Source organism: Streptomyces sp. Tek67B01, from assembly GCF_055231995.1.
This window is the reverse complement of record NZ_JBUYUY010000001.1, coordinates 1982520-2002349: the sequence shown is the minus strand read 5'-3', so window position 1 is coordinate 2002349 and position 19830 is coordinate 1982520. Positions and strand designations below refer to the sequence as shown.

14 protein-coding genes are annotated in these 19830 nt (G+C 72.3%); 10 read left to right on the top strand and 4 right to left on the bottom strand.

Annotated features, from left to right (window positions below; genetic code table 11):
* Positions 1–322 precede the first annotated feature (322 nt).
* The 6 genes from ACV7NM_RS08855 (at position 323) to ACV7NM_RS08830 (ending at position 9466) form a co-directional block, all read left to right on the top strand.
* Positions 323–2290 (top strand): glycogen debranching N-terminal domain-containing protein, encoded by a 1968-nt coding sequence (locus ACV7NM_RS08855; RefSeq protein WP_463409785.1) that lies wholly within the window; start codon positions 323–325, stop codon positions 2288–2290.
* 69 nt (positions 2291–2359) lie between these two features.
* Positions 2360–3106 carry an NUDIX hydrolase gene (locus ACV7NM_RS08850; protein ID WP_463409784.1) on the top strand — a complete coding sequence of 249 codons (747 nt, stop codon included), beginning with the start codon at positions 2360–2362 and terminating at the stop codon, positions 3104–3106.
* 335 nt (positions 3107–3441) lie between these two features.
* Complete coding sequence (locus ACV7NM_RS08845; protein WP_463409783.1) at positions 3442–5415, top strand: ATP-binding cassette domain-containing protein; 1974 nt, start codon at positions 3442–3444, stop codon at positions 5413–5415.
* A 151-nt stretch (positions 5416–5566) separates the two neighbouring features.
* Entirely contained in the window at positions 5567–6508 is a 942-nt protein-coding gene (locus ACV7NM_RS08840; protein ID WP_463409782.1) for a FadR/GntR family transcriptional regulator, read from the top strand.
* Positions 6509–6861: 353 nt separating this feature from the next.
* Positions 6862–8436 carry an RNA polymerase sigma factor gene (locus ACV7NM_RS08835; RefSeq protein ID WP_463409781.1) on the top strand — a complete coding sequence of 525 codons (1575 nt, stop codon included), beginning with the start codon at positions 6862–6864 and terminating at the stop codon, positions 8434–8436.
* Between the two features lie 112 nt (positions 8437–8548).
* Positions 8549–9466 carry a serine protease gene (locus ACV7NM_RS08830; RefSeq protein ID WP_463409780.1) on the top strand — a complete coding sequence of 306 codons (918 nt, stop codon included), beginning with the start codon at positions 8549–8551 and terminating at the stop codon, positions 9464–9466.
* Between the two features lie 158 nt (positions 9467–9624).
* Here the strand turns inward: ACV7NM_RS08830 and ACV7NM_RS08825 are convergent, their stop codons facing one another.
* Positions 9625–9861 carry a DUF7455 domain-containing protein gene (locus tag ACV7NM_RS08825; RefSeq protein WP_373914121.1) on the bottom strand — a complete coding sequence of 79 codons (237 nt, stop codon included), beginning with the start codon at positions 9859–9861 and terminating at the stop codon, positions 9625–9627.
* A 446-nt stretch (positions 9862–10307) separates the two neighbouring features.
* Here ACV7NM_RS08825 and ACV7NM_RS08820 point away from each other — a divergent pair, with 446 nt between their 5' ends.
* The 3 genes from ACV7NM_RS08820 to ACV7NM_RS08810 all read left to right on the top strand — a co-directional run bounded on the left by ACV7NM_RS08820 (position 10308) and on the right by ACV7NM_RS08810 (position 14660).
* Positions 10308–12428 (top strand): DNA gyrase/topoisomerase IV subunit B, encoded by a 2121-nt coding sequence (locus tag ACV7NM_RS08820; RefSeq protein ID WP_463409779.1) that lies wholly within the window; start codon positions 10308–10310, stop codon positions 12426–12428.
* Between the two features lie 157 nt (positions 12429–12585).
* Positions 12586–13071 carry a DUF485 domain-containing protein gene (locus tag ACV7NM_RS08815; RefSeq protein ID WP_463409778.1) on the top strand — a complete coding sequence of 162 codons (486 nt, stop codon included), beginning with the start codon at positions 12586–12588 and terminating at the stop codon, positions 13069–13071.
* On the top strand, positions 13068–14660 hold the full coding sequence (locus tag ACV7NM_RS08810; RefSeq protein WP_463409777.1) for a solute symporter family protein: 1593 nt from the start codon (positions 13068–13070) through the stop codon (positions 14658–14660). Before ACV7NM_RS08815 ends, ACV7NM_RS08810 begins: the two co-directional genes overlap by 4 nt.
* A gap of 5 nt (positions 14661–14665) precedes the next feature.
* Here the strand turns inward: ACV7NM_RS08810 and ACV7NM_RS08805 are convergent, their stop codons facing one another.
* The 3 genes from ACV7NM_RS08805 to ACV7NM_RS08795 form a co-directional block, all read right to left on the bottom strand.
* Entirely contained in the window at positions 14666–15370 is a 705-nt protein-coding gene (locus tag ACV7NM_RS08805; RefSeq protein WP_463409776.1) for a DUF7342 family protein, read from the bottom strand.
* Positions 15367–16983: a sensor histidine kinase gene (locus ACV7NM_RS08800; RefSeq protein ID WP_463409775.1), complete on the bottom strand. Its 1617-nt coding sequence runs from the start codon at positions 16981–16983 to the stop codon at positions 15367–15369. Before ACV7NM_RS08800 ends, ACV7NM_RS08805 begins: the two co-directional genes overlap by 4 nt.
* Before the next feature lie 363 nt (positions 16984–17346).
* Positions 17347–18594, bottom strand: coding sequence for a citrate synthase (locus ACV7NM_RS08795; protein WP_463409774.1), 1248 nt, complete (start codon positions 18592–18594; stop codon positions 17347–17349).
* A gap of 55 nt (positions 18595–18649) precedes the next feature.
* Here ACV7NM_RS08795 and ACV7NM_RS08790 point away from each other — a divergent pair, with 55 nt between their 5' ends.
* Positions 18650–19816 carry a citrate synthase/methylcitrate synthase gene (locus ACV7NM_RS08790; RefSeq protein ID WP_463413875.1) on the top strand — a complete coding sequence of 389 codons (1167 nt, stop codon included), beginning with the start codon at positions 18650–18652 and terminating at the stop codon, positions 19814–19816.
* The last annotated feature ends 14 nt before the right edge of the window (positions 19817–19830 follow it).

Genomic DNA, 19830 nt, shown 5'->3' with positions numbered 1-19830 from the left:
GCGGGCGAGCGGGCGGCGCGCAGGACCCAGCCACTGCCGTAGCCATGGGCCGGGACATGGTCGGATCATCCGCCGGAAGGGGCTCGGGGTCGTTCCGCCGGTCGCCGACTCACCTCTCGGGCGGAGGAGCGCCGGGGTCTTCGGCAGTGCCCCGTGCGGGAACGGGGCCACCCCCGTGAGCCGCCCACGGGCCGGTCGTCGGGCCCAGCCGTCGCACGAGCCCGTGACTCGGGCGGGGGTAGGCACGTTCAGCTGGGGGGTGGTGGGTGACCGGCGCCGCCGCCGAGCAGCGAAACCGACCGGAGCGCAGACAAGGCGACGCATGGCCCACCCCGTACCCCCCGCCCGCAGGCCGGAACTGCCGCCCGTGCACGACGCCGTCATCTGCGTCGCCGCGCCCTGCCTGGTCATTTCGCCTGAGCACGGTCAGCTGACCGGCCGGGGGCTCGACGGGATCTACCGCGCGGGGCGCCGGCTGCTCTCCCGATGCGTACTGCGCGTCGGGGGCCGCGATCCGATCTCGGTCCAAGGGCGCAGCCTGGGGGCGGACCGGGCGGTCTTCACGGCCACCGTCCGCACCGGCGCCGAGGTCGGGCCCGACCCCGACATCGGGGTGGAGCGCGTGCGCCACGCGGACGGCACCGAACGCATCACCCTGCGCAGCTATGCGGCCCGGCCGGTGCGCCTGCCCGTGGAACTATCCCTCGGCACCGACCTGGCGGAGCTTGCCGCTGTGGCGGGCGGCCGGGCCGGAGCGGAACTGCCCGCCGCGGTGCACGCCGCCGGCTTGCGCTGGAGCACCGGTGAGGCGCAGGCCGTGACCACCGCGGAACCGGCTCCGGACGACGCGCTCGCCTCCTCCGGCCTGCTGCGCTGGCAGGTCGAACTCGGGCCGGGCGAAACCCGCACCATCGAACTGCGGACCACCGCCGACCGCACCGCGCGGGCCCCGGCCGGGCAGGTGGCGAATCCGCTGTCCGAAGCCCGGGCCGAGGGCGACGACCCGAGGGCGGAGGTCTGGTTCCGGACCAGCGTCGAGGATCTGGCAGCCCTCCTCCTGAGGGACACCGCAGAGCCGGCAGACGCCTACGCCGCGGCCGGGGTCCCGTGGCGGCTCGGCCTGGCCCCGGCGGAGTCGCTGTGGGCCGCCCGGATGGCACTGCCGCTCGGCACCGGTCTGGCCGGGGCCACCCTGCGCACCCTCGCCCGGACCCAGGTCGCGGGTCAGGGGCCCGACGCCGGGAAGATCCCCGGGCCGCTGCGCGGGGCCGGACCCCAGTTGCCGCCGGGCTGCACCGGGACCGAGGCCACCCTCGCCTTCCCGGCGGTGCTGGCCGAGGCGTGGCGGTGGGGGCTGCCCGAGGCGGAGGTGGCCCGGCTGCTGCCGACCGCCGAGCGATGCCTGGGCTGGTTGCGCCGTGCCATGGGCCGGGACGGCTTCCTGGCCGACCCCGACCCGGGACCCCGGCGGTGCGAAACGCAGGCCCACGCGCACCGGGCCGCGCTGCTCGGCGCCGACCTGCTCGCCGGGTGGGCGCGTGACGGAGCCGAGGAGTGGCGGGGGTGGGCGGCCGGACTGCGGGACAGGTTTCAGGCCGGGTTCTGGATCGACGGCCCCGACGGTGGACGCCCGGCCGCGGCCTTGCACCCCGACGGTCGGCCGCTGCCCCGGCTGACCGGGGCGGCGGCGCATCTGCTGGACACCGGATTGACGGGCGGTGGCCGCCCGGCCCCCGGCCTGCTCGACCGGGCCCGTACCGAACAGCTCGCGCGGCTGCTCGGAGCCCCGGCCATGGACTCCGGCTGGGGCCTTCGGAGCATGGCGGCCCGGGAACCGGGCCACAACCCCTTCGGCCACCGCTCCGGGGCCGTACGGGCCTACGAGAGCGCCGTCGCTATCGGGGCCTTGGCCCAGGCCGGCTTCGAGAAGGAGGCCGCCGGGCTGCTGCGTGGCCTGCTCGACGCGGCGGAGAGGTTCGGATACCGGCTGCCGGAGATGTACGCGGCGCAGCAGCGCACTGCGGGCAGTGCCCCCTTCCCGCACCCGGCCGCATGCCGCCCCGCCGCGGTGGCGGCGGCGGCGGGGGTCCACGTACTGACCGCTCTCGTGGGCATCCGCCCCGACGCTCCCGCCGGGACGGTCGCCCTCGCACCCTTCTCGGGCGCCCCGCTCGGGGCCCTGCGGCTCTCGGGTCTGCGCGTGGCCGGGGAACCGTTCGCCGTACGCGTCAGCCGTCTGGGGCTCGGCATGGTGGAGGAGGCGGCCGATGCGCTCCAACTGGGCGGCTGAGGTCCGGATCACCGTCTCCGGCATCACCAAAGCCCTGTTTATCGTCAGGCAGACGACTATGATCGCGGCATGTCGCCCTACGACCCGTCGGCCTTTCCGCCCTTCGCCGTCACCGTCGACCTGGTCGTGCTCACCGTGCGGCGCCACGCGCTCTGCGCGTTGGTCGTCCGACGGGGTGAGCAGCCGTTCCAGGGGCGCTGGGCCCTGCCCGGCGGCTTCGTGCGCGCCGAGGAGGACCTGGCGGCGGCCGCGGCCAGGGAACTCTCCGAGGAAACCGGCCTGTGCGCGCACGACCCGGGTGTTCCCGGCGTGGACAACGGCGCGCACCTCGAACAGCTCGCCACCTACGGCGACCCGAAACGGGACCCCCGGATGCGGGTGGTCAGTGTGGCGCACCTGGTCCTGGCCCCGGATCTGCCCGCGCCCCGGGCGGGCGGCGACGCCAACAGCGCGCGCTGGGCCCCCGTCGACGAGCTCCTCGCCGCAGGTGAACAGGCCTCCTCCGGGCTCGCCTTCGACCACGCCCGGATCCTCGCGGACGGAGTGGAGCGGGCCCGGTCCAAGATCGAGTACTCCTCCCTGGCCACCGCCTTCTGTCCGCCGGAGTTCACGGTCGGAGAGCTGCGCCGGGTCTACGAGGCCGTATGGGGTGTGGCGCTCGACCCGCGCAACTTCCACCGCAAGGTCACCGGCACGCCCGGGTTCCTGGTGCCCGCCGGAGGGACCACGACCCGTCAGGGTGGCCGCCCGGCCCAGCTCTTCAGGGCCGGAGGGGCGACCCTGCTCAACCCGCCGATGCTGCGCCCGGAAGTCTGACGCCCCGAGGTTCGGCGCCCTGGGGTCTGACGCCCCGAGGCCGGGCGCCCCGAGGTCGGGCGCCCCAAGGCCGGATGGCCGAGGTCGGATGCCCTGGGGTTCGGCACCCCGCTATCGGGGACCGGTCCGCCCGGGTTCGCCCACACCCCGGCCCGCCTCGCTCCCGGCCGACTCATCCCGGCCGTGGCCGCCGGGCACTCTCCCTGCGGGTCGCGCCCGCGCGGCGACACGGATGAGTTCGCGGCCGGCCTGCCCCGAAAATCTGACATATCGCGTTATCTTGCTTTCGGTACTCACCCTGCCGCAGAGCGGTCTCACCCCCCGCGAGAGAAGCGATGCTCCAGGCCATCGGACTCACCAGTACACCCCGTCGAGATCTCCCGCCCGTCGTGGACGACCTCACCTTCGAGGCCCGCCCCGGGTACGTGACCGCCCTGTTGGGCGAACCGGGCTCGGGCAAGACCACCGCACTGCGGCTCATGCTCGAACTCGAACCGGGCCGCGGCGTCACCTACTTCCGGGGCCGCCCGCTGCACCGGGTCCCGCAGCCGGGCCGTGAGGTCGGAGTACTGCTCGGTGACGTGCCCGGCAACCCGTCGCGGACCGTCCGCAACCAGCTGCGGATGCTCTGCGCCGCCGCCGGGGTGCCGTCCTCCCGGGCGGACACCATGCTGGAGGTCGTCGGTATCGCCGGCCTGCGCGACCACCGGCTCGGCTCGCTCTCGCGCGCGATGGAGCGCCGGTTCGCACTCGCCGCCGCGCTCCTCGCCGACCCGTGCACGCTGCTGCTCGACGAACCCGCCGCCGAACTGTCGTCGCGCGAACGCAAATGGCTGTACGGGCTGTTGCGCCGACACGCTTCCCTCGGTGGTGCGGTGCTCTTCACCACCGACGACGCCAAGGAAGCCGCCCGCGGCGCCGACCGGGTCGTCTCCATCGAGGCGGGCCGGCTCGTCGCCGATCAGGACGCCGCCGACTTCGCCCGCACCCGGCTCCGGCCCAGGGTCGCCGTACGCACCCCGCACGCGGCCCGGCTCGCCGACGTCCTCGGCCGCGAGGCCCGGGCGGCCCAGCGCGCCGTCGAGATCGTCGCGGAGAGCGGTACCCGTCTGTCCGTGTACGGCAGCAACTGCGCGGAGGTGGGCGAGGCCGCCTTCCGCAACGGCGTCCTGGTCCACCAGCTCGCCGATGAGATCGGAGACGCGGGCGACGCGGCCGAGGTGACGCCGGCGGCCCGGCCGGTCCCGCAGGCCCGTACGGAAGCCGGTACCGAGGCCCGCGCCGCGGAGGCCCGTAGCGCCGACGCCCACGCGCAGGCGCGTATCGACGCCCGTGCGGAGACGCGCACCGAGGGCGGGCAGCAGATCGCCTCCGAAGCCCGCGACGCCGCCGCCGGCGGCCCGGGCGGCCACGAACTCCCCTTCCCCGCTCGGGTGGACGGCTGGTCAGGGGCGGAGACCGCCCGGCACCTCTCGCCGGTGCCCGGCCACGCCCCGGACGGCCGCCGCGGGCTCCCGGTCACGGCGGTCCGCCGCGTCGGAGGCCCGCTGCGGCCCCTGCGCTATGAGGTGCACCGCGTCTTCGGCACCGCCACCCCGTGGCTCACGGCGGCCGTGGTGATCGCCGTCTCGGCGCTGACCGCCGTCCTGCTCGCCCGCACCGGCGCCGCCCCACGCGACCGGATGCTCGCCGCTTGGCCCACCTTCCTGCCCCTACCGCCCGCGGCCCTCGGCGCGGGGCTCCTCGGAGCCCTGGCCTTCGGCGAGGAGTACCGCTACCCCGCACTGGCGGCGGCCCGGGGCACCGTGCCGCGCAGGCTGGGACTGCTCGCCGCCAAACTCGGCGTCGTCTCCGCCCTCGCCCTGCTGATCGGCGCCCTCGCCCTGGTGGCCGACACCTTCGCCGTCGGGCTGGTCTTCGGAGCCGCTCCGCTCCGCGCGCCCGCGCAGTGGATCATCCCGGCCGTGAGCTGGGTGGGACTGCTCACCGGCTGTGCCTGGGCCGGTGTCCTGGCCTCCGCGGTCTTCCGCTCCACGGCCGCCGGCCTGGCCGCGGTGCTCGCCGTACCGGTGGCGGTCGTACCCCTGGTGCGCAAGGTGCTCGCGGAACCGTCCGCCTACCCGGCGGGCGGGATCGCCGCACGGCTGCGCGGGGTGTCCGCGGCGCACTGGCCGCCGGAGGCGGACCGCTTCGTCCTGGGCGCCCTGCGGATGATGGCCCAACCCGTCGGCACGGCTCTGGTGTTGTCGTTGATCGTCCTGTTGTGCGCCTATGGGTTCACAGGACTGCGGAGCCGGGTGCGCTGGTGAGAGACCAGTGCTGATCGATTTGGTGCGATACGGGGCGCCAACGGGATCGTTGGCGTCCGCGTCACGCGAAACGGACCGCAACTCCCCGCAATAGGCCCGGTTCTTTACGATAAGTCGTCAATTGCGTAGGTGGCACCGATCACCCTTTCGTGTGCTTTTCACCAAAGACCTCAAGGGTGATGGAGGCGCAGCCGACAAAGGATTCGTGAGTATCCTTGCGCACACCATGATGACCGCCGCCCGCCACGCCGACTCCGGTCTCGCAGGCCCGGGCGAACTCGACCGCTATCCCTTCGCGGAGACCTCCGGGTCCGACCGGGTCGGGCCACCCCACTGGGAGGGCTCCGACGTCGAGTTGAGCCGCGTGGGCCGCCGCGCGGCGGGCAGCCGGGGCCGCGGGCTGCACGGCCAACTCGTCCAGCAGCTCGGCCAGATGATCGTCTCCGGCGACCTCGGCGCGGACCGTCCCCTGGTCCCCGAGGAGATCGGGCAGCGCTTCGAGGTCTCGCGGACGGTCGTCCGCGAGTCGCTGCGCGTCCTGGAGGCCAAGGGCCTCGTCAGCGCCCGTCCGAACGTGGGGACCAGGGTCCGCCCGGTCGCCGACTGGAACCTGCTCGACCCCGACATCATCGAGTGGCGGGCCTTCGGCCCCCAGCGCGACGACCAGCGCCGCGAGCTCAACGAGCTCCGCTGGACCATCGAACCGCTGGCCGCCCGCCTCGCCGCCGGCCACGGTCGCCCCGACATCCAGCAGCGACTCGCCGACATGGTCGAGATCATGGGCCACGCCCTCGGTCAGGGCGACGGGATCACCTTCGCCCGCGCCGACAACGAGTTCCACGGGCTGCTGATCCAGGTCGCGGGCAACCGCATGCTGGAGCACCTCTCCGGCATCGTGTCCGCCGCCCTCCAGGTCTCCGGCAGCCCGGTCACTGCCTGCGACCGTCCCAGCGAGACCTGCGTCGCGCACCACGCCCGCATGGTCGAGGCGCTCGCGGCCGGTGACGCGCTGGGTGCCGAGAACGCCATGCGCCAGCTGCTCACCGTGCACCCGGAGGTCGAGCGCGTGGTTCCGGCCCCGCGCGAGCACTGACGGGCGACGCGCGGGGGCGCGGGGGTTCACACGTGTCGCCGGACCCGGTGCGGGTCCGGCGACACCGGTGTGGGGGCCTGTCGCAGCCTCGCGAACCGCGCGTATGACCCTATGACCGGCATTGGCGTAAAAGTGGTGTGACTCGGACCACGAAGATTGGGCGTAACGCTCCGCGACGTGACGCGATGACTTAAGAGGTGATGGCCGACGGAGGGAAGACAGCAACCCTTGCGGGTGCTGTGCAGCTCCCCGGCCCCTGCCCGCGCCCCCGGCCCATCCCCAGTCGGTGGTCGTCGGCCACGGTCCAGCACCACCAGGCCGGGGTCGGAAGCCGTTCCCATCGTTCCGAGAGGTTGTTCGTGTCGGCCAGCACATCCCGTACGCTCCCGCCGGAGATCGCCGATTCCGAGTCTGTGATGGCGCTCATCGAGCGGGGCAAGGCCGAGGGGCAGATCGCCGGCGATGACGTGCGTCGGGCCTTCGAGGCTGACCAGATTCCTGCGACCCAGTGGAAGAATGTTCTGCGCAGCCTCAACCAGATCCTCGAGGAAGAGGGTGTGACGCTGATGGTCAGTGCCGCGGAGTCGCCCAAGCGCACCCCCCGCAAGAGCGTCGCAGCGAAGAGCCCGGCCAAGCGGACGGCGACCAAGACCGTAGCGGCCAAGGCGGAGGCCGCGTCGGCCGTCGCGCCCGTGGCACCGGAGTCCGAGCCCGCCGAGCCGGACACCGTGGACGCCCTGGTGGAGGAACCCGGAACCGAGGCCGTCGCGAAGAAGGCCGCGGCGAAGAAGACGACGGCGAAGAAGGCCGCGCCCGCCAAAAAGGCCACCGCCAAGAAGGCGGCGGCGAAGAAGACGGCGGCCAAGAAGGACGCGGACGAAGCCGACGAGGAGACCCCCGAGGAGGGTCCCGTCGCCAAGGCCGAGTCCGAGGAGGAAGAGGACGGTGGCGAGGCCAAGGGCTTCGTGATCTCGGACGACGAGGACGACGCCCCGGCCCAGCAGGTCGCCGTGGCCGGCGCGACCGCCGACCCGGTCAAGGACTACCTCAAGCAGATCGGCAAGGTCCCCCTCCTCAACGCCGAGCAGGAGGTCGAGCTCGCCAAGCGCATCGAGGCCGGCCTGTTCGCCGAGGACAAGCTGGCGAACTCGGACAAGCTGGCGCCCAAGCTCAAGCGCGAGCTGGAGATCATCGCCGAGGACGGCCGCCGCGCGAAGAACCACCTGCTGGAGGCCAACCTCCGTCTCGTGGTCTCCCTCGCCAAGCGCTACACCGGCCGGGGCATGCTCTTCCTGGACCTGATCCAGGAGGGGAACCTGGGCCTGATCCGCGCCGTCGAGAAGTTCGACTACACCAAGGGCTACAAGTTCTCCACGTACGCGACCTGGTGGATCCGGCAGGCGATCACCCGCGCGATGGCCGACCAGGCCCGCACCATCCGCATCCCCGTGCACATGGTCGAAGTGATCAACAAGCTGGCCCGGGTGCAGCGCCAGATGCTCCAGGACCTGGGCCGCGAGCCCACTCCGGAGGAACTGGCGAAGGAACTCGACATGACCCCCGAGAAGGTCATCGAGGTCCAGAAGTACGGCCGCGAGCCGATCTCCCTGCACACCCCGCTCGGCGAGGACGGCGACAGCGAGTTCGGTGACCTCATCGAGGACTCCGAGGCCGTGGTCCCGGCCGACGCCGTCAGCTTCACGCTGTTGCAGGAGCAGCTGCACTCGGTCCTCGACACCCTCAGCGAGCGCGAGGCGGGCGTGGTGTCGATGCGTTTCGGCCTGACCGACGGGCAGCCGAAGACACTCGACGAGATCGGCAAGGTCTACGGGGTCACGCGCGAGCGGATTCGCCAGATCGAGTCCAAGACCATGTCGAAGCTGCGTCACCCGTCGCGCTCGCAGGTCCTGCGCGACTACCTCGACTGAGCGGCCCGCACAGGGACGGCGGCAAGGCGTCGCCGGTGGTCGCGCGGGTGCGCACGACCACCGGGCGTCCCACTCTGGGTGGAGTCATGCACACCCAGAGTCAGGAGGCCTCATGCGTCGTTTCTTTGCCCGCGTGCTGTCGGGCGCGTTGACGCTGGCGGCGGGAGCGGCCGCGGCGCATCCGGCCCAGTTGCCCCGGGCGGCCGCGGACGGTGTGGTGATCGGCGGCCGGCCCGTGAAGGTGGCCGACAGTCCGTGGGTCGTGGCCCTGGCCAGCCGTGACCGGTTCGGGGGTACGCGGGGTGGCCAGTTCTGCGGAGGCGTCCTCGTCGCTCCCGCCACGGTCGTGACCGCCGCCCACTGCCTGGGGCGGCAGGTGCTGGGCGGCCCCGTCGAGGCCGTGCCCGACCTGCGGGTGATCACGGGACGCACGGAGCTGCGCGCCTCGGACGGACGCGAGATCGCGGTGCGGTCGGCCCGGGTGAACCCGGAGTACGACCCCAAGACCAACGCGGGGGACATCGCGGTGCTCGAACTGGCCGAAGCGGTGCCGGCCCACTACGTCCTGCCCATGGCGGAACCGGGGCACCCGGCGTACGAGCCGGGCACGCGGGCGGCCGTATACGGCTGGGGCGACACGAGCGGGTTCGGCGACTACGCCTACGGGCTGCGGGCGGCCCACGTCACCGTGCTGGCCGACGAGGTCTGCGCGAAGGCGTACCCGGGGGACGCGGACGGGCAGTTCCGGCCGGAGTCCATGGTGTGCGCGGGGGAGCAGGAGGGCGGCAAGGACGCCTGCCAGGGGGACAGCGGCGGCCCGCTCGTCGCCCAGGGGCGACTCATCGGCCTGGTGTCCTGGGGGAGGGGCTGCGGGCGCGCCGACAGTCCGGGGGTGTACACGCGGGTGGCCGCGGTGGTCGGCTTCGTGAGCAGCCCGGAGAGGGCCGTACCGCCGGCGACCGAGCAGCAGCCCGCGATGGGTCCCCCCAGGGCCTCAGCGCGTCGCGCAGGCCCTCTCGAAGGCCTGTAGGGGCCGCGCGTCCGCCCCCGGCCCCTACAGGCCCTTCGAGAGGGGCGGGGACGGACGTCTAAAAATGAGGACGGGCGGCTCCCCCCGGGTCTCAGGGGGAGCCGCCCGTCGACCGGCCTGGCCGGTCCTGGCTCGTCGGATGCGAGGGTAGGCCTGTGTCAGCGGTCCTCGGTGTCGGCGGCATCGGCAGCCGGAGCGGACGTAAGCCGCTCGGTCTCATCCTGTATTTCCGCGGCGATCTTCTTGAGTTCCGGCTCGAACTTACGCCCGTGGTGGGCGCAGAAGAGCAGTTCACCGCCGCTCAGCAGGACGACGCGCAGATATGCCTGGGCGCCGCAACGGTCGCATCGGTCAGCGGCCGTCAGCGGGGTCGCGGGTGTCAGAACAGTAGTCACGTCGCCTCTTCTCTAGCTCGACGAGCTGTCGTACCAGGGTCAACATCCAACCAGGCCGAAAACGTTCCCGCTCGCGGCTTTCTTTCGAAACTTCCTTCCGAAGCTGGCCGGCTGTTGCCGGTTGGCGGCGAAGGAGCCGTATTGCGTTGCTTTACGGTTTCGCGTTGCAGTCGTTCGCTTGTTGCGGTTCCATCCTCCCCGACATGAGCGCCGGGTTGTTCATGAGGACGTGCCCGAACCCTAAATGGTTCATGCGTGGAAGGGAACGTGATGTTTGCGTCACCCCCACGGGGGATCGAACATCCGTGCGGATCTGCACTAGGCTGGGCAAGCGACGAGGGTGGCGTTGCATCCGCTCTACCAGGCCTCGGTACCCTCTGACGGGCGACCGAGCCACCCCTGCGCCCAACCGGGCCAGAAAAGAAATTCAGCGAGGAGCGAACTGCGTGACCGCCGACACGTCCGTGCCTTCCAGCGCGCTGCTGTCCGGAGCAGACCGGGACGGCTCCAACTACACCGCGCGGCACCTGCTCGTCCTCGAAGGTCTTGAGGCCGTTCGCAAGCGCCCCGGCATGTATATCGGCTCGACCGACAGCCGAGGCCTGATGCACTGCCTCTGGGAGATCATCGACAATTCCGTCGACGAGGCCCTGGGCGGCTACTGCGACCACATCGAGGTGATCCTCCACGAGGACTCCTCCGTCGAGGTCCGCGACAACGGCCGCGGCATCCCCGTCGACGTCGAACCCAAGACCGGCCTCTCCGGTGTCGAGGTCGTCATGACCAAGCTGCACGCCGGCGGCAAGTTCGGCGGCGGCTCCTACGCGGCCTCCGGCGGCCTGCACGGCGTCGGCGCGTCGGTCGTCAACGCGCTCTCCGCCCGACTCGACGTCGAGGTCGACCGCGGCAGCTCGACCCACGCGATCAGCTTCCGCCGCGGGGTGCCCGGGATGTTCACCGAGCAGGACCCGGACAGCCCCTTCGACCCCGCCAACGGCCTGCGCAAGATCAAGCGGATCGCCAAGGGCAAGACCGGCACCCGGGTCCGTTACTGGGCCGACCGCCAGATCTTCCTCAAGGACGCCCGGCTCAACCTGGAGACGCTCTACCAGCGCGCCCGCCAGACGGCCTTCCTCGTTCCCGGCCTGACGCTCGTCGTCCGCGACGAGCGGGCCCTCGACGGCGCGGGCAAGACCGAGGAGGTCTTCCGCTTCGACGGGGGCATCAGCGAGTTCTGCGAGTACCTCGCGCAGGACAAGGGCGTCTGCGACGTGCTGCGGCTGAGCGGCACCGGGACCTTCAAGGAGACCGTCCCCGTCCTGGACGACCGCGGCCACATGACCCCCACCGAGGTCACCCGTGAGCTCGGCGTCGACATCGCCCTGCGCTGGGGCACGGGGTACGAGACCAACCTCAAGTCCTTCGTGAACATCATCGCCACGCCCAAGGGCGGAACCCACGTCTCCGGCTTCGAGCGATCGGTCACCAAGACCGTCAACGAGGTGCTGCGCTCGGCGAAGCTGCTGCGCGTAGCCGAGGACGACGTGGTCAAGGACGACGCGTTGGAGGGCATGACGGCGGTCGTCACCGTCCGCCTCGCCGAGCCGCAGTTCGAAGGCCAGACCAAGGAGGTCCTCGGTACCTCCGCGGCCACCCGGATCGTCGCCGCCGTGGTCGCCAAGGAGCTCAAGGCCTTCCTGACCTCCACCAAGCGCGACGACAAGCAGCAGGCCCGCGCCGTCATGGAGAAGATCGTCGCGGCCGCCCGTACCCGGATCGCGGCCCGCCAGCACAAGGAGGCGCAGCGCCGGAAGACCGCGCTGGAGTCCTCCTCCCTGCCGGCCAAGCTGGCGGACTGCCGCAGCGACGACGTCGAACGCAGCGAGCTGTTCATCGTCGAGGGCGATTCGGCCCTCGGTACCGCCAAGCTCGCCCGCAACTCCGAGTTCCAGGCGCTCCTGCCGATCCGCGGCAAGATCCTCAACGTCCAGAAGTCCTCGGTCTCGGACATGCTCAAGAACACCGAGTGCGGCGCGATCATCCAGGTCATAGGAGCCGGCTCGGGCCGGACCTTCGACCTCGACGCCGCCCGCTACGGCAAGATCGTCCTGCTCGTCGACGCCGATGTGGACGGCGCGCACATCAGGTGCCTGCTGCTCACGCTCTTCCAGCGGTACATGCGGCCGATGGTGGAGGCGGGCCGGGTCTTCGCCGCCGTGCCGCCGCTGCACCGGATCGAACTCGTCCAGCCGAAGAAGGGCCAGGACAAGTACGTCTACACCTACTCGGACAACGAGCTGCGCCACACCCTGCTGGAGTACCAGCGCAAGAACATCCGCTACAAGGACGCCATCCAGCGTTACAAGGGTCTGGGCGAAATGGACGCCGACCAACTGGCCGAGACGACCATGGACCCGCGGCACCGGACGCTGCGCCGGATCAACATCGGGGACCTGGACTCCGCCGAGTCGGTCTTCGACCTCCTCATGGGCAACGAGGTAGCCCCGCGCAAGGAGTTCATCACCGGCTCCGCCGCCACCCTGGACCGCTCGCGCATCGACGCCTGAGCCGACCGGGGTTCCGGCGGATCCCGGCATACCGGCGCCCTTCACTCTTTCGCCTCACCTGAACGAGTGAAGAGCGCCGGTACGGCAGTCCGGAAAGCCCTCATTGCCCACATCCTTGTGCCGCGCGGCCAATGCGGTTGCGGACAAGGAGAGTTCGGTGGACAAGCGCGAAGGTCGTGATGCCGGAACGATCCGGCTGGACGACCCCTGGTACGACGCGTTGGCGGTCGGCTGGGGTGAGGGTGCCGCGACGGGTCCGGCGCGCCCGCCGGCCGGTGACGGGCCCGCGCCCGGGCCGTCGGACATCTACCTCGAGGTGCAGCGCAGCGCGGCCTTCCAGGAAGTGCGGGGCCGCTACCGGAGGTTCGTCGTCCCCGCGACCGCCGGCTTCTTCCTCTGGTACGTCGCTTACATGGTCGCCGCCACGGCGGCGCCCGGCCTGATGGCCCGACCCGTCGTCGGCGCGGTCAATGTGGCTCTGCTCGCTGGCCTCGCGCAGTTCCTCAGCACGTTCCTCCTGACCTGGGCCTACGCACGCCACGCGCGGCTGCGCCGGGACCGGGCCGCGCTCGACCTGCGTTGGACGGTCTTCGAGCAGGAACGGGGCCAGGAGCGCAACCGGGCGCGGGGGGAGGAGCGTTGAGCACCGAACACCAGGCCCTCGCGCTGATCCTGTTCAGCGTCTTCATCGCGATCACCCTGGGCATCACCACATGGGTCAGCCGCAACCGGCGCGGCTCGGCCGAGGAGTTCTACGCCGGAGGCCGCCTCTTCTCCCCGTTGGAGAACGGGTTCGCCATCGCCGGTGACTACATGTCGGCCGCCTCCTTCCTCGGCATCTCAGGCCTCATCGCCCTGTTCGGCTACGACGGCATGCTCTATTCGGTGGGCTTCCTCGTCGCATGGCTGGTGGTCCTCTTCCTGGTCGCGGAACTGGTCCGCAACTGCGGACGGTTCACCCTCGCCGACGTGGTCGCGGCCCGGATGAGCCAGCGGCCGGTCCGGATCGCGGCCGGTACCTCCTCGGTCGTGGTCTCCGTGCTGTACCTCGTCGCGCAGATGGTCGGCGCGGGCAGTCTGGTCGGGCTGCTGATCGGGGGCTCGGGCACCGCCGCCAGGACCCTGACCGTGATCGGGGTCGGCGCGCTCATGGTGGTCTACGTGTCGTTCGGCGGCATGCGGGCCACCACCTGGATCCAGATCGTCAAGGCCGTGCTGTTGATGGGCGGCGCGATCACGCTGACCGTGCTGGTGCTGCTGCGTTTCCACGGCGACGTCAACCAACTGCTGACCACCGCGGCCGAGCGCAGCGGACAAGGCGCCCGGTTCCTGGGCCCGGGCCTCAAGTACGGGGCCGACTGGACCGCCCGCTTCGACTTCATGAGCCTGGGCCTCGCGCTCGTCCTCGGCACGGCCGGACTCCCGCACATCCTGTCGCGTTTCTACACCGTGCCGACGGCGCGGGCGGCGCGCCGGTCCGTCGTCTGGGCCATCGCCCTGATCGGTGGTTTCTACCTGATGACCATCGTCCTCGGGTTCGGCGCGGCGGCGCTGCTGGGGCCCGAACAGGTCCGCGCGTCCAACGCCTCGGGAAACACGGCGGTTCCGCTGCTCGCGGGTTTCCTGGGCGGGGGAACCGATTCCACCGGGGGCGCGGTGCTGTTCGCCTTCGTCGCCGCCATCGCCTTCGCGACCATCCTCGCGGTGGTCGCCGGGATCACCCTCGCGTCCTCGGCCTCCGTGGCACACGACCTGTACGCCTCGCTCAAGCGCCCTCACGCCCGGCAGCGCGGCGAGGTGGCGGTGGCCAAGGTCGCGGCCGTCGGGATCGGAGCGGTGGCGATCGGCCTGGGACTGCTGGCCCAGGACCTGAACGTGGCGTTCCTGGTCGGGTTGGCCTTCGCGGTGGCCGCGTCCGCGAACCTACCCGTGCTGTTGTACTCCCTGTTCTGGCGCGAGTTCACCACGCGAGGGGCGGTCTGGTCCGTTTACGGGGGGCTGGTGCCGGCGGTGCTGCTGGTCGTGCTGTCCCCGGTGGTCTCGGGCAGCCCGCAGTCCCTGTTCCCCGGAGTGGACTTCCAGTACTTCCCGCTCCAGAACCCGGGGATCGTGTCGATCCCGCTCGGGTTCCTCGCGGGCTGGCTGGGCACGCTCACCTCGGCGGAGGCACCGGACGCGGCGAAGCACGCGGAGACGGAGGTCCGGTCGCTGACCGGTGCCGGCGCCGTGTGACGCGCTCACGTCGGGCCGGGGTCTTGAGGGCGCCAGCTGTAGCGGTGCTCGGGGCGGCCCGTCTCGCCGTAGCGCAGGGCGAGCGTGACCCGGCCTGAGCGGTCCAGCAGCTTGAGGTAGCGCTGGGCGGTCTGGCGGCTGATGCCCGCGCGGTCGGCGATCTGTTGGGTGGACAGCGGTCCGGCTGCGGTGCGCAGCACCTGCCGGACGAGTTCGGCGGTGGTGGGGGAGTGGCCCTTGGGGAGGTCGTTGGGGCTCTCGGCCGCGGCCAGGGCGCCGAAGAGGCGGTCCACCTCAGCCTGTTCGGCCTCGCCACCGGCCTCCAGGGCGCGCCGCAGGGCCCGGTACGCCTCCAGCCGGGTGCGAAGCCCGGCGAATGTGAAGGGTTTGACGAGGTACTGGAGGGCGCCGAGGCGCATGGCCGCCTGGACGGTGGCCAGGTCACGGGCAGCGGTGACCATGATGACGTCGGTGCGGTGGCCGTGCTGGCGCAGGCGGCGCACCAGGTCCAGGCCGTTCTCGTCGGGGAGGTAGTGGTCGAGGAGGATCAGATCGACCGGATGGGACTCCAGGAACTCCAGGGCCTCGGCCGCCGAATGGACGTGGGCGGACACCCGGAACCCGGGAACCTTCGCCACGTACGCCGCGTTGATCAGGGCAACACGCACGTCGTCGTCGACGACCAATACGTGCATCGGGGTCTCGTTCATCGCAGGGCCTCCGGGAGTACGACGGAGAACTCCGCCCCTCCGTCCGCTGTCCCGCCGGCCCGGACCGCGCCACCCTGCCGCTCCGCCAGACGGCGCACCAAGGCGAGCCCGAGTCCGCGCTCGCGGTGGGCCGAGGGCTGCTTGGTCGACCAGCCCTCGGTGAATATCTCCTCGCTGTGGCCGGCGGGGATGCCGGGGCCGCTGTCCCGGACGTGGAGCAGCGCCGAACGCCCCTCGGCGCGCAGCTCGACCTCGACCCAGGGCGCTGTCGAGCCGGCGGCGGCGTCCAGGGCGTTGTCCACCAGATTGCCCGTGATGGTGACGAGGCCGCCCGGATCGACGAGGCGGTCCGGGAGCAAGGTGCGGTCGGCGAGGCGCAGGGAGACGCCCCGCTCGGCGGCGACCGCCCCCTTGCCCACGAGGAGCGCGGCCAGCAGCGGGTCGCGGACCTTCTCCGTGACCTGTTCGGCGGTGCTGCGGTGCACTCCGGCGACCTCGGTCACGAACTGTGCTGCCTCGTCGTGGAGGCCGAGCTCCAGCAGGCCGAGGAGGGTGTGGAGCCGGTTGGCGTGCTCGTGGTCCTGCGCGCGCAGGGCTTCGATCAGGCCCTGGGTGGAGTCGAGCTCCCGGGCGAGGTGCTCCAGCTCGGTGCGGTCCCGCAGGGTGGCGACGGCGCCGCCGTCCTCGGTCGGCATCCGGTTGGCCACGAGCACCCGGGCGCCCTGCACGGTCAGCAGGTCGCGGCCGGTGACGCGGCCGGCGAGGACGTCGGTGGTGCGGCCGGCGCCGAGTACGTCGTCCAGAGCGTGTCCCGCCAAGGCGTCGACGGAGTGCGGCGAGAGGCCCAGCAGCCGGGCGGCCTCGTCGTTGACCAGGCGTACACGGCCGGCGCGGTCGAGGGCGATCACGCCTTCGCGGATGGAGTGCAGCATCGCCTCGCGCTCGGCGAGCAGGGCGGAGATATCGGAGAAGGCCAGGTCACGGGTCTGGCGCTGGATTCTGCGGGAGAGGAGGTAGGCGGCGAGCGCCCCCGCCGCCAGAGCGCCGCCCGCGTAGGCGAGCAGTCCCGGGATGGCCCCGAGCAAGCGTGCTCGGACGCTGTCGTAGGCGATGCCCACCGACACCGCGCCGACGATCTCTCCGTCGGCCGCCACCAGCGGCACCTTGCCGCGGGCCGAGCGGCCCAGGGTGCCCTCGTCGATCTCCATCACGTCACGGCCCGCGAGAGCGTCACCCGGGTCGGTGGAGACCGGCCGGCCGATGCGATCGGGGCTGGGGTGGGAGTGGCGGATTCCGTTCAGGTCCACGACGACCACGTACTCGGCGCCCGTGGCCCGACGGATTCGTTCGGCCGCCACCTGCACGGGACCGTCCGGGGTGGGCGCGGAATCCAGTAGGCCCGCGGCCAGCGCCGGGTCGGCCGCCGCGCTCTGGGCGATCGCGAGGGCCCGGCGCATGGCCTGGTCGTCGAGCTGCGCGCCGAGCGGCGCCAGGAAAAGCCCGGTGGCCAGGACCGCGACCCCGGCGGCGATGGCGAGCTGCGTCAGCAGGATCTGGGAGACGGCCCGTCTGGGCAGCCCGAGGCGCCGAGCGCAGGTGAGGAGGAACCGCATGGGTAGCACCGTAGGTCGGCTTTCGGCCAAGCGGAATCCTCGGGGGAGCCGGAGGCCCCTCGGCCGGCAGCCGTTCGGCCCGGCTTGATCACGATGAGGAGGTCGGCGCTCTCGCCCGGAGCGGCCACGAAGCCTCGGCCCGGAGGCCGCTTTCGGCCGAGCATCTCCCCGAGGTCTTCGGGACCTTCCGCGCGACGACCCTCGTGGTGATCGGTGGGCCGCATGGAGCGGCCGAGCTGTACGAGGTCGTCTGCTGCCCGATGCCGAAGCGTCGACCGTCGGCGAGCTCGTCGTCGTCCTGGAACAGGCCCCGGGGGAGCCGGCCGGACCGGCCGGCATCGGCACACCCGGCGGGTGGCCCCTTTACGGCACGGGCCGGGGCGGGCGGGGGCCGTTGTAGTGGCCGCTCGGCCGCATGCGCAGGGGGCGCTCCTGGTACTCCTCCAGCGCGTGCGCGATCCAGCCCGCCGTGCGGGACACCGCGAACACCGTCTCGCCGGCCTCCGCGGGCATGCCGTACGACACCGTCAGGACCGCCACGGCCAAGTCCACGTTGGGGTACAGCCCGCCGCCGTGGCGGGCCATCACCTCGGCCACCTCCCGGGCGGCCCCCAGAGCGCGCGAGGCCTGCGGCAACTGCTCCAGCCGGGCGAACAGGGCTCCCGCGCGGGGGTCCTGGCCCCGGTACAGCCGGTGGCCGAGCCCCGGCACACGCCGCCCCGCCCGCAGGTACTCGGCCACGACCGGCGCGGCCCCGCCCCGCTCCGAGACCTCCACCAGCATCCGGTGCGCGATCCGGCCGGCAGCCCCGTGCAGGGGGCCTTCGAGCACCCCGAGTCCGGCCGATACCGCCGCGTACGGATGGGCGCGGGCCGACGCCGCCACGCGGACGGCCAGGGTCGAGGCGGCCAGGTCGTGGTCGGCCAGCAGGGCCAGTGTCAGGTCCAGCACGGCCAGGGCGTCCGGGTCGGGCTCCCGCGTGGTGAGCCGGGACCACAGGCGCCGGGCCAGTCGGGTGTCACCGCCCCACCGGGTGGGGCCCACCTCGGGCAGTGCGCCGACCAGCGTCGGGATCAGGCAGCGCGCGGAGCCCAGTACGGCGGTCTCGGACAGGTCGAACCGCAGCGGATCGGCCACGGCCGCAGCGGCGACCGCCACCCGGAGCCGGTCGATGGGACCACTGTGCTCGGGTAGCGCGGCCACCGAGCGCCGCGCTGCGGCCAGGGCTTCCGGCGGGGCGGTGAAGCGGGCTCCCGGGGCCGGCGTTCCCGTCCAGAGCCACTCCGCGACCTCCTCGTAACGGTGCCGGGAGGCCAGCTCCACCGCGTCCACGCCGCGGAAGTAGTACCGGTCGTCCTCGATCAGGGTGAGGGAGGTCCGGACGGAGAGTTCCCCGGAGGCGACCGCCGGGCCGGCAGCCTCGCGCCGGTTGCGCAGGGCCAGCGCCTCGACCTCGCGCGCGTCGAAACTGCTGCCGCGTCCGACCGGATCGCGGCGGCTGGTCAGCTGCCCCCGGCTCACGTACGCGTACACGGTCGCGGGCTTCACGCCGAGGACTTCCGCCGCTTGCTGCGTGGTGAGCCGTCGCTCGCCTTCCGCCTGCTCGTTCATGACAGTCACCCTACATATATTGATTCGATCAACATTGACAAGGATTCAATCCATGATGGATGGTCAATCCATGAACTCCACCGTCGAAGTACCCCGCGGGCTCGCGGGAGTCGTGGTCACCGAGACGCAGCTCGGCGACGTCCGAGGCCGTGAAGGCTTCTACCACTACCGCCAGTACTCCGCCGTCGAGCTCGCCGCGAGCCGCGGCTTCGAGGACGTGTGGCAGCTGATGTTCCGAGGCGCCCTGCCCGAGGACGTCACCGAGGGCGCCGCCTTCGCCGCCGAGATCGCCCCGCTGCGCCACCTCCCCGCCGAGGTGCGGGACGCCCTGCCCGCCCTCGCCCGCGCCACCGCCCTGTCCGGCCCGCTGGCCGGGCTGCGCACCGCGCTCTCCCTGCTCGGCGCCTCCGCCGGCTTCCGGCCCGTCTACGACTTGAGCCCCGAGCGCCGGGCGGCCGACGCGCTCGCCGCCTGCGCCGCCGTGCCGACCCTGCTCACAGCACTGCACCGGCTCGGGCAGGGCCTGGAGCCGGTGGACCCGCGTGACGACCTTCCGTACGCCGCCAACTACCTCTACATGCTGAGCGGGCAGGTGCCCGAGCCGGCCAAGGCGCGCGCGGTCGAGCAGTACCTGATCTCCACCATCGACCACGGCTTCAACGCCTCGACCTTCACCGCCCGCGTCATCGCCTCCACCGGCGCGGACGTGGCGGCCTGCCTGACCGGGGCGGTCGGGGCCCTGTCCGGACCGCTGCACGGCGGCGCCCCGAGCCGGGCCCTGGACACCCTCGACGCGATCGGTACGGCGGACAGGATCGATCCTTGGATTCGCGAGCGCGTGCTCGCCGGGGACCGGATCATGGGCTTCGGCCACCCCGTGTACCGCACCGAGGACCCCCGCTCGAGGATGCTGCGTGACATCGCCCGGACGTTCGGCGGGCCGCTGGTCGACTTCGCCGTCGAGGTCGAACGGCAGGTCGAGGAAATTCTCGCCGAACTCAAGCCGGGCCGTGAGCTCCACACGAACGTGGAGTTCTACGCGGGCGTGGTCATGGAACTGTGCGGACTGCCGCGCGAGATGTTCACCCCGACCTTCTGCGCGGCCCGCGTGGTCGGCTGGGGCGCGAACATCCTCGAACAGGCCGCCGACTCGAAGATCATCCGTCCCGCCGCGCGCTACACCGGCCCCACCCCGCCCGAGCCGGTTCCCGCGTTCGGCTGACTACGATCGGTCGG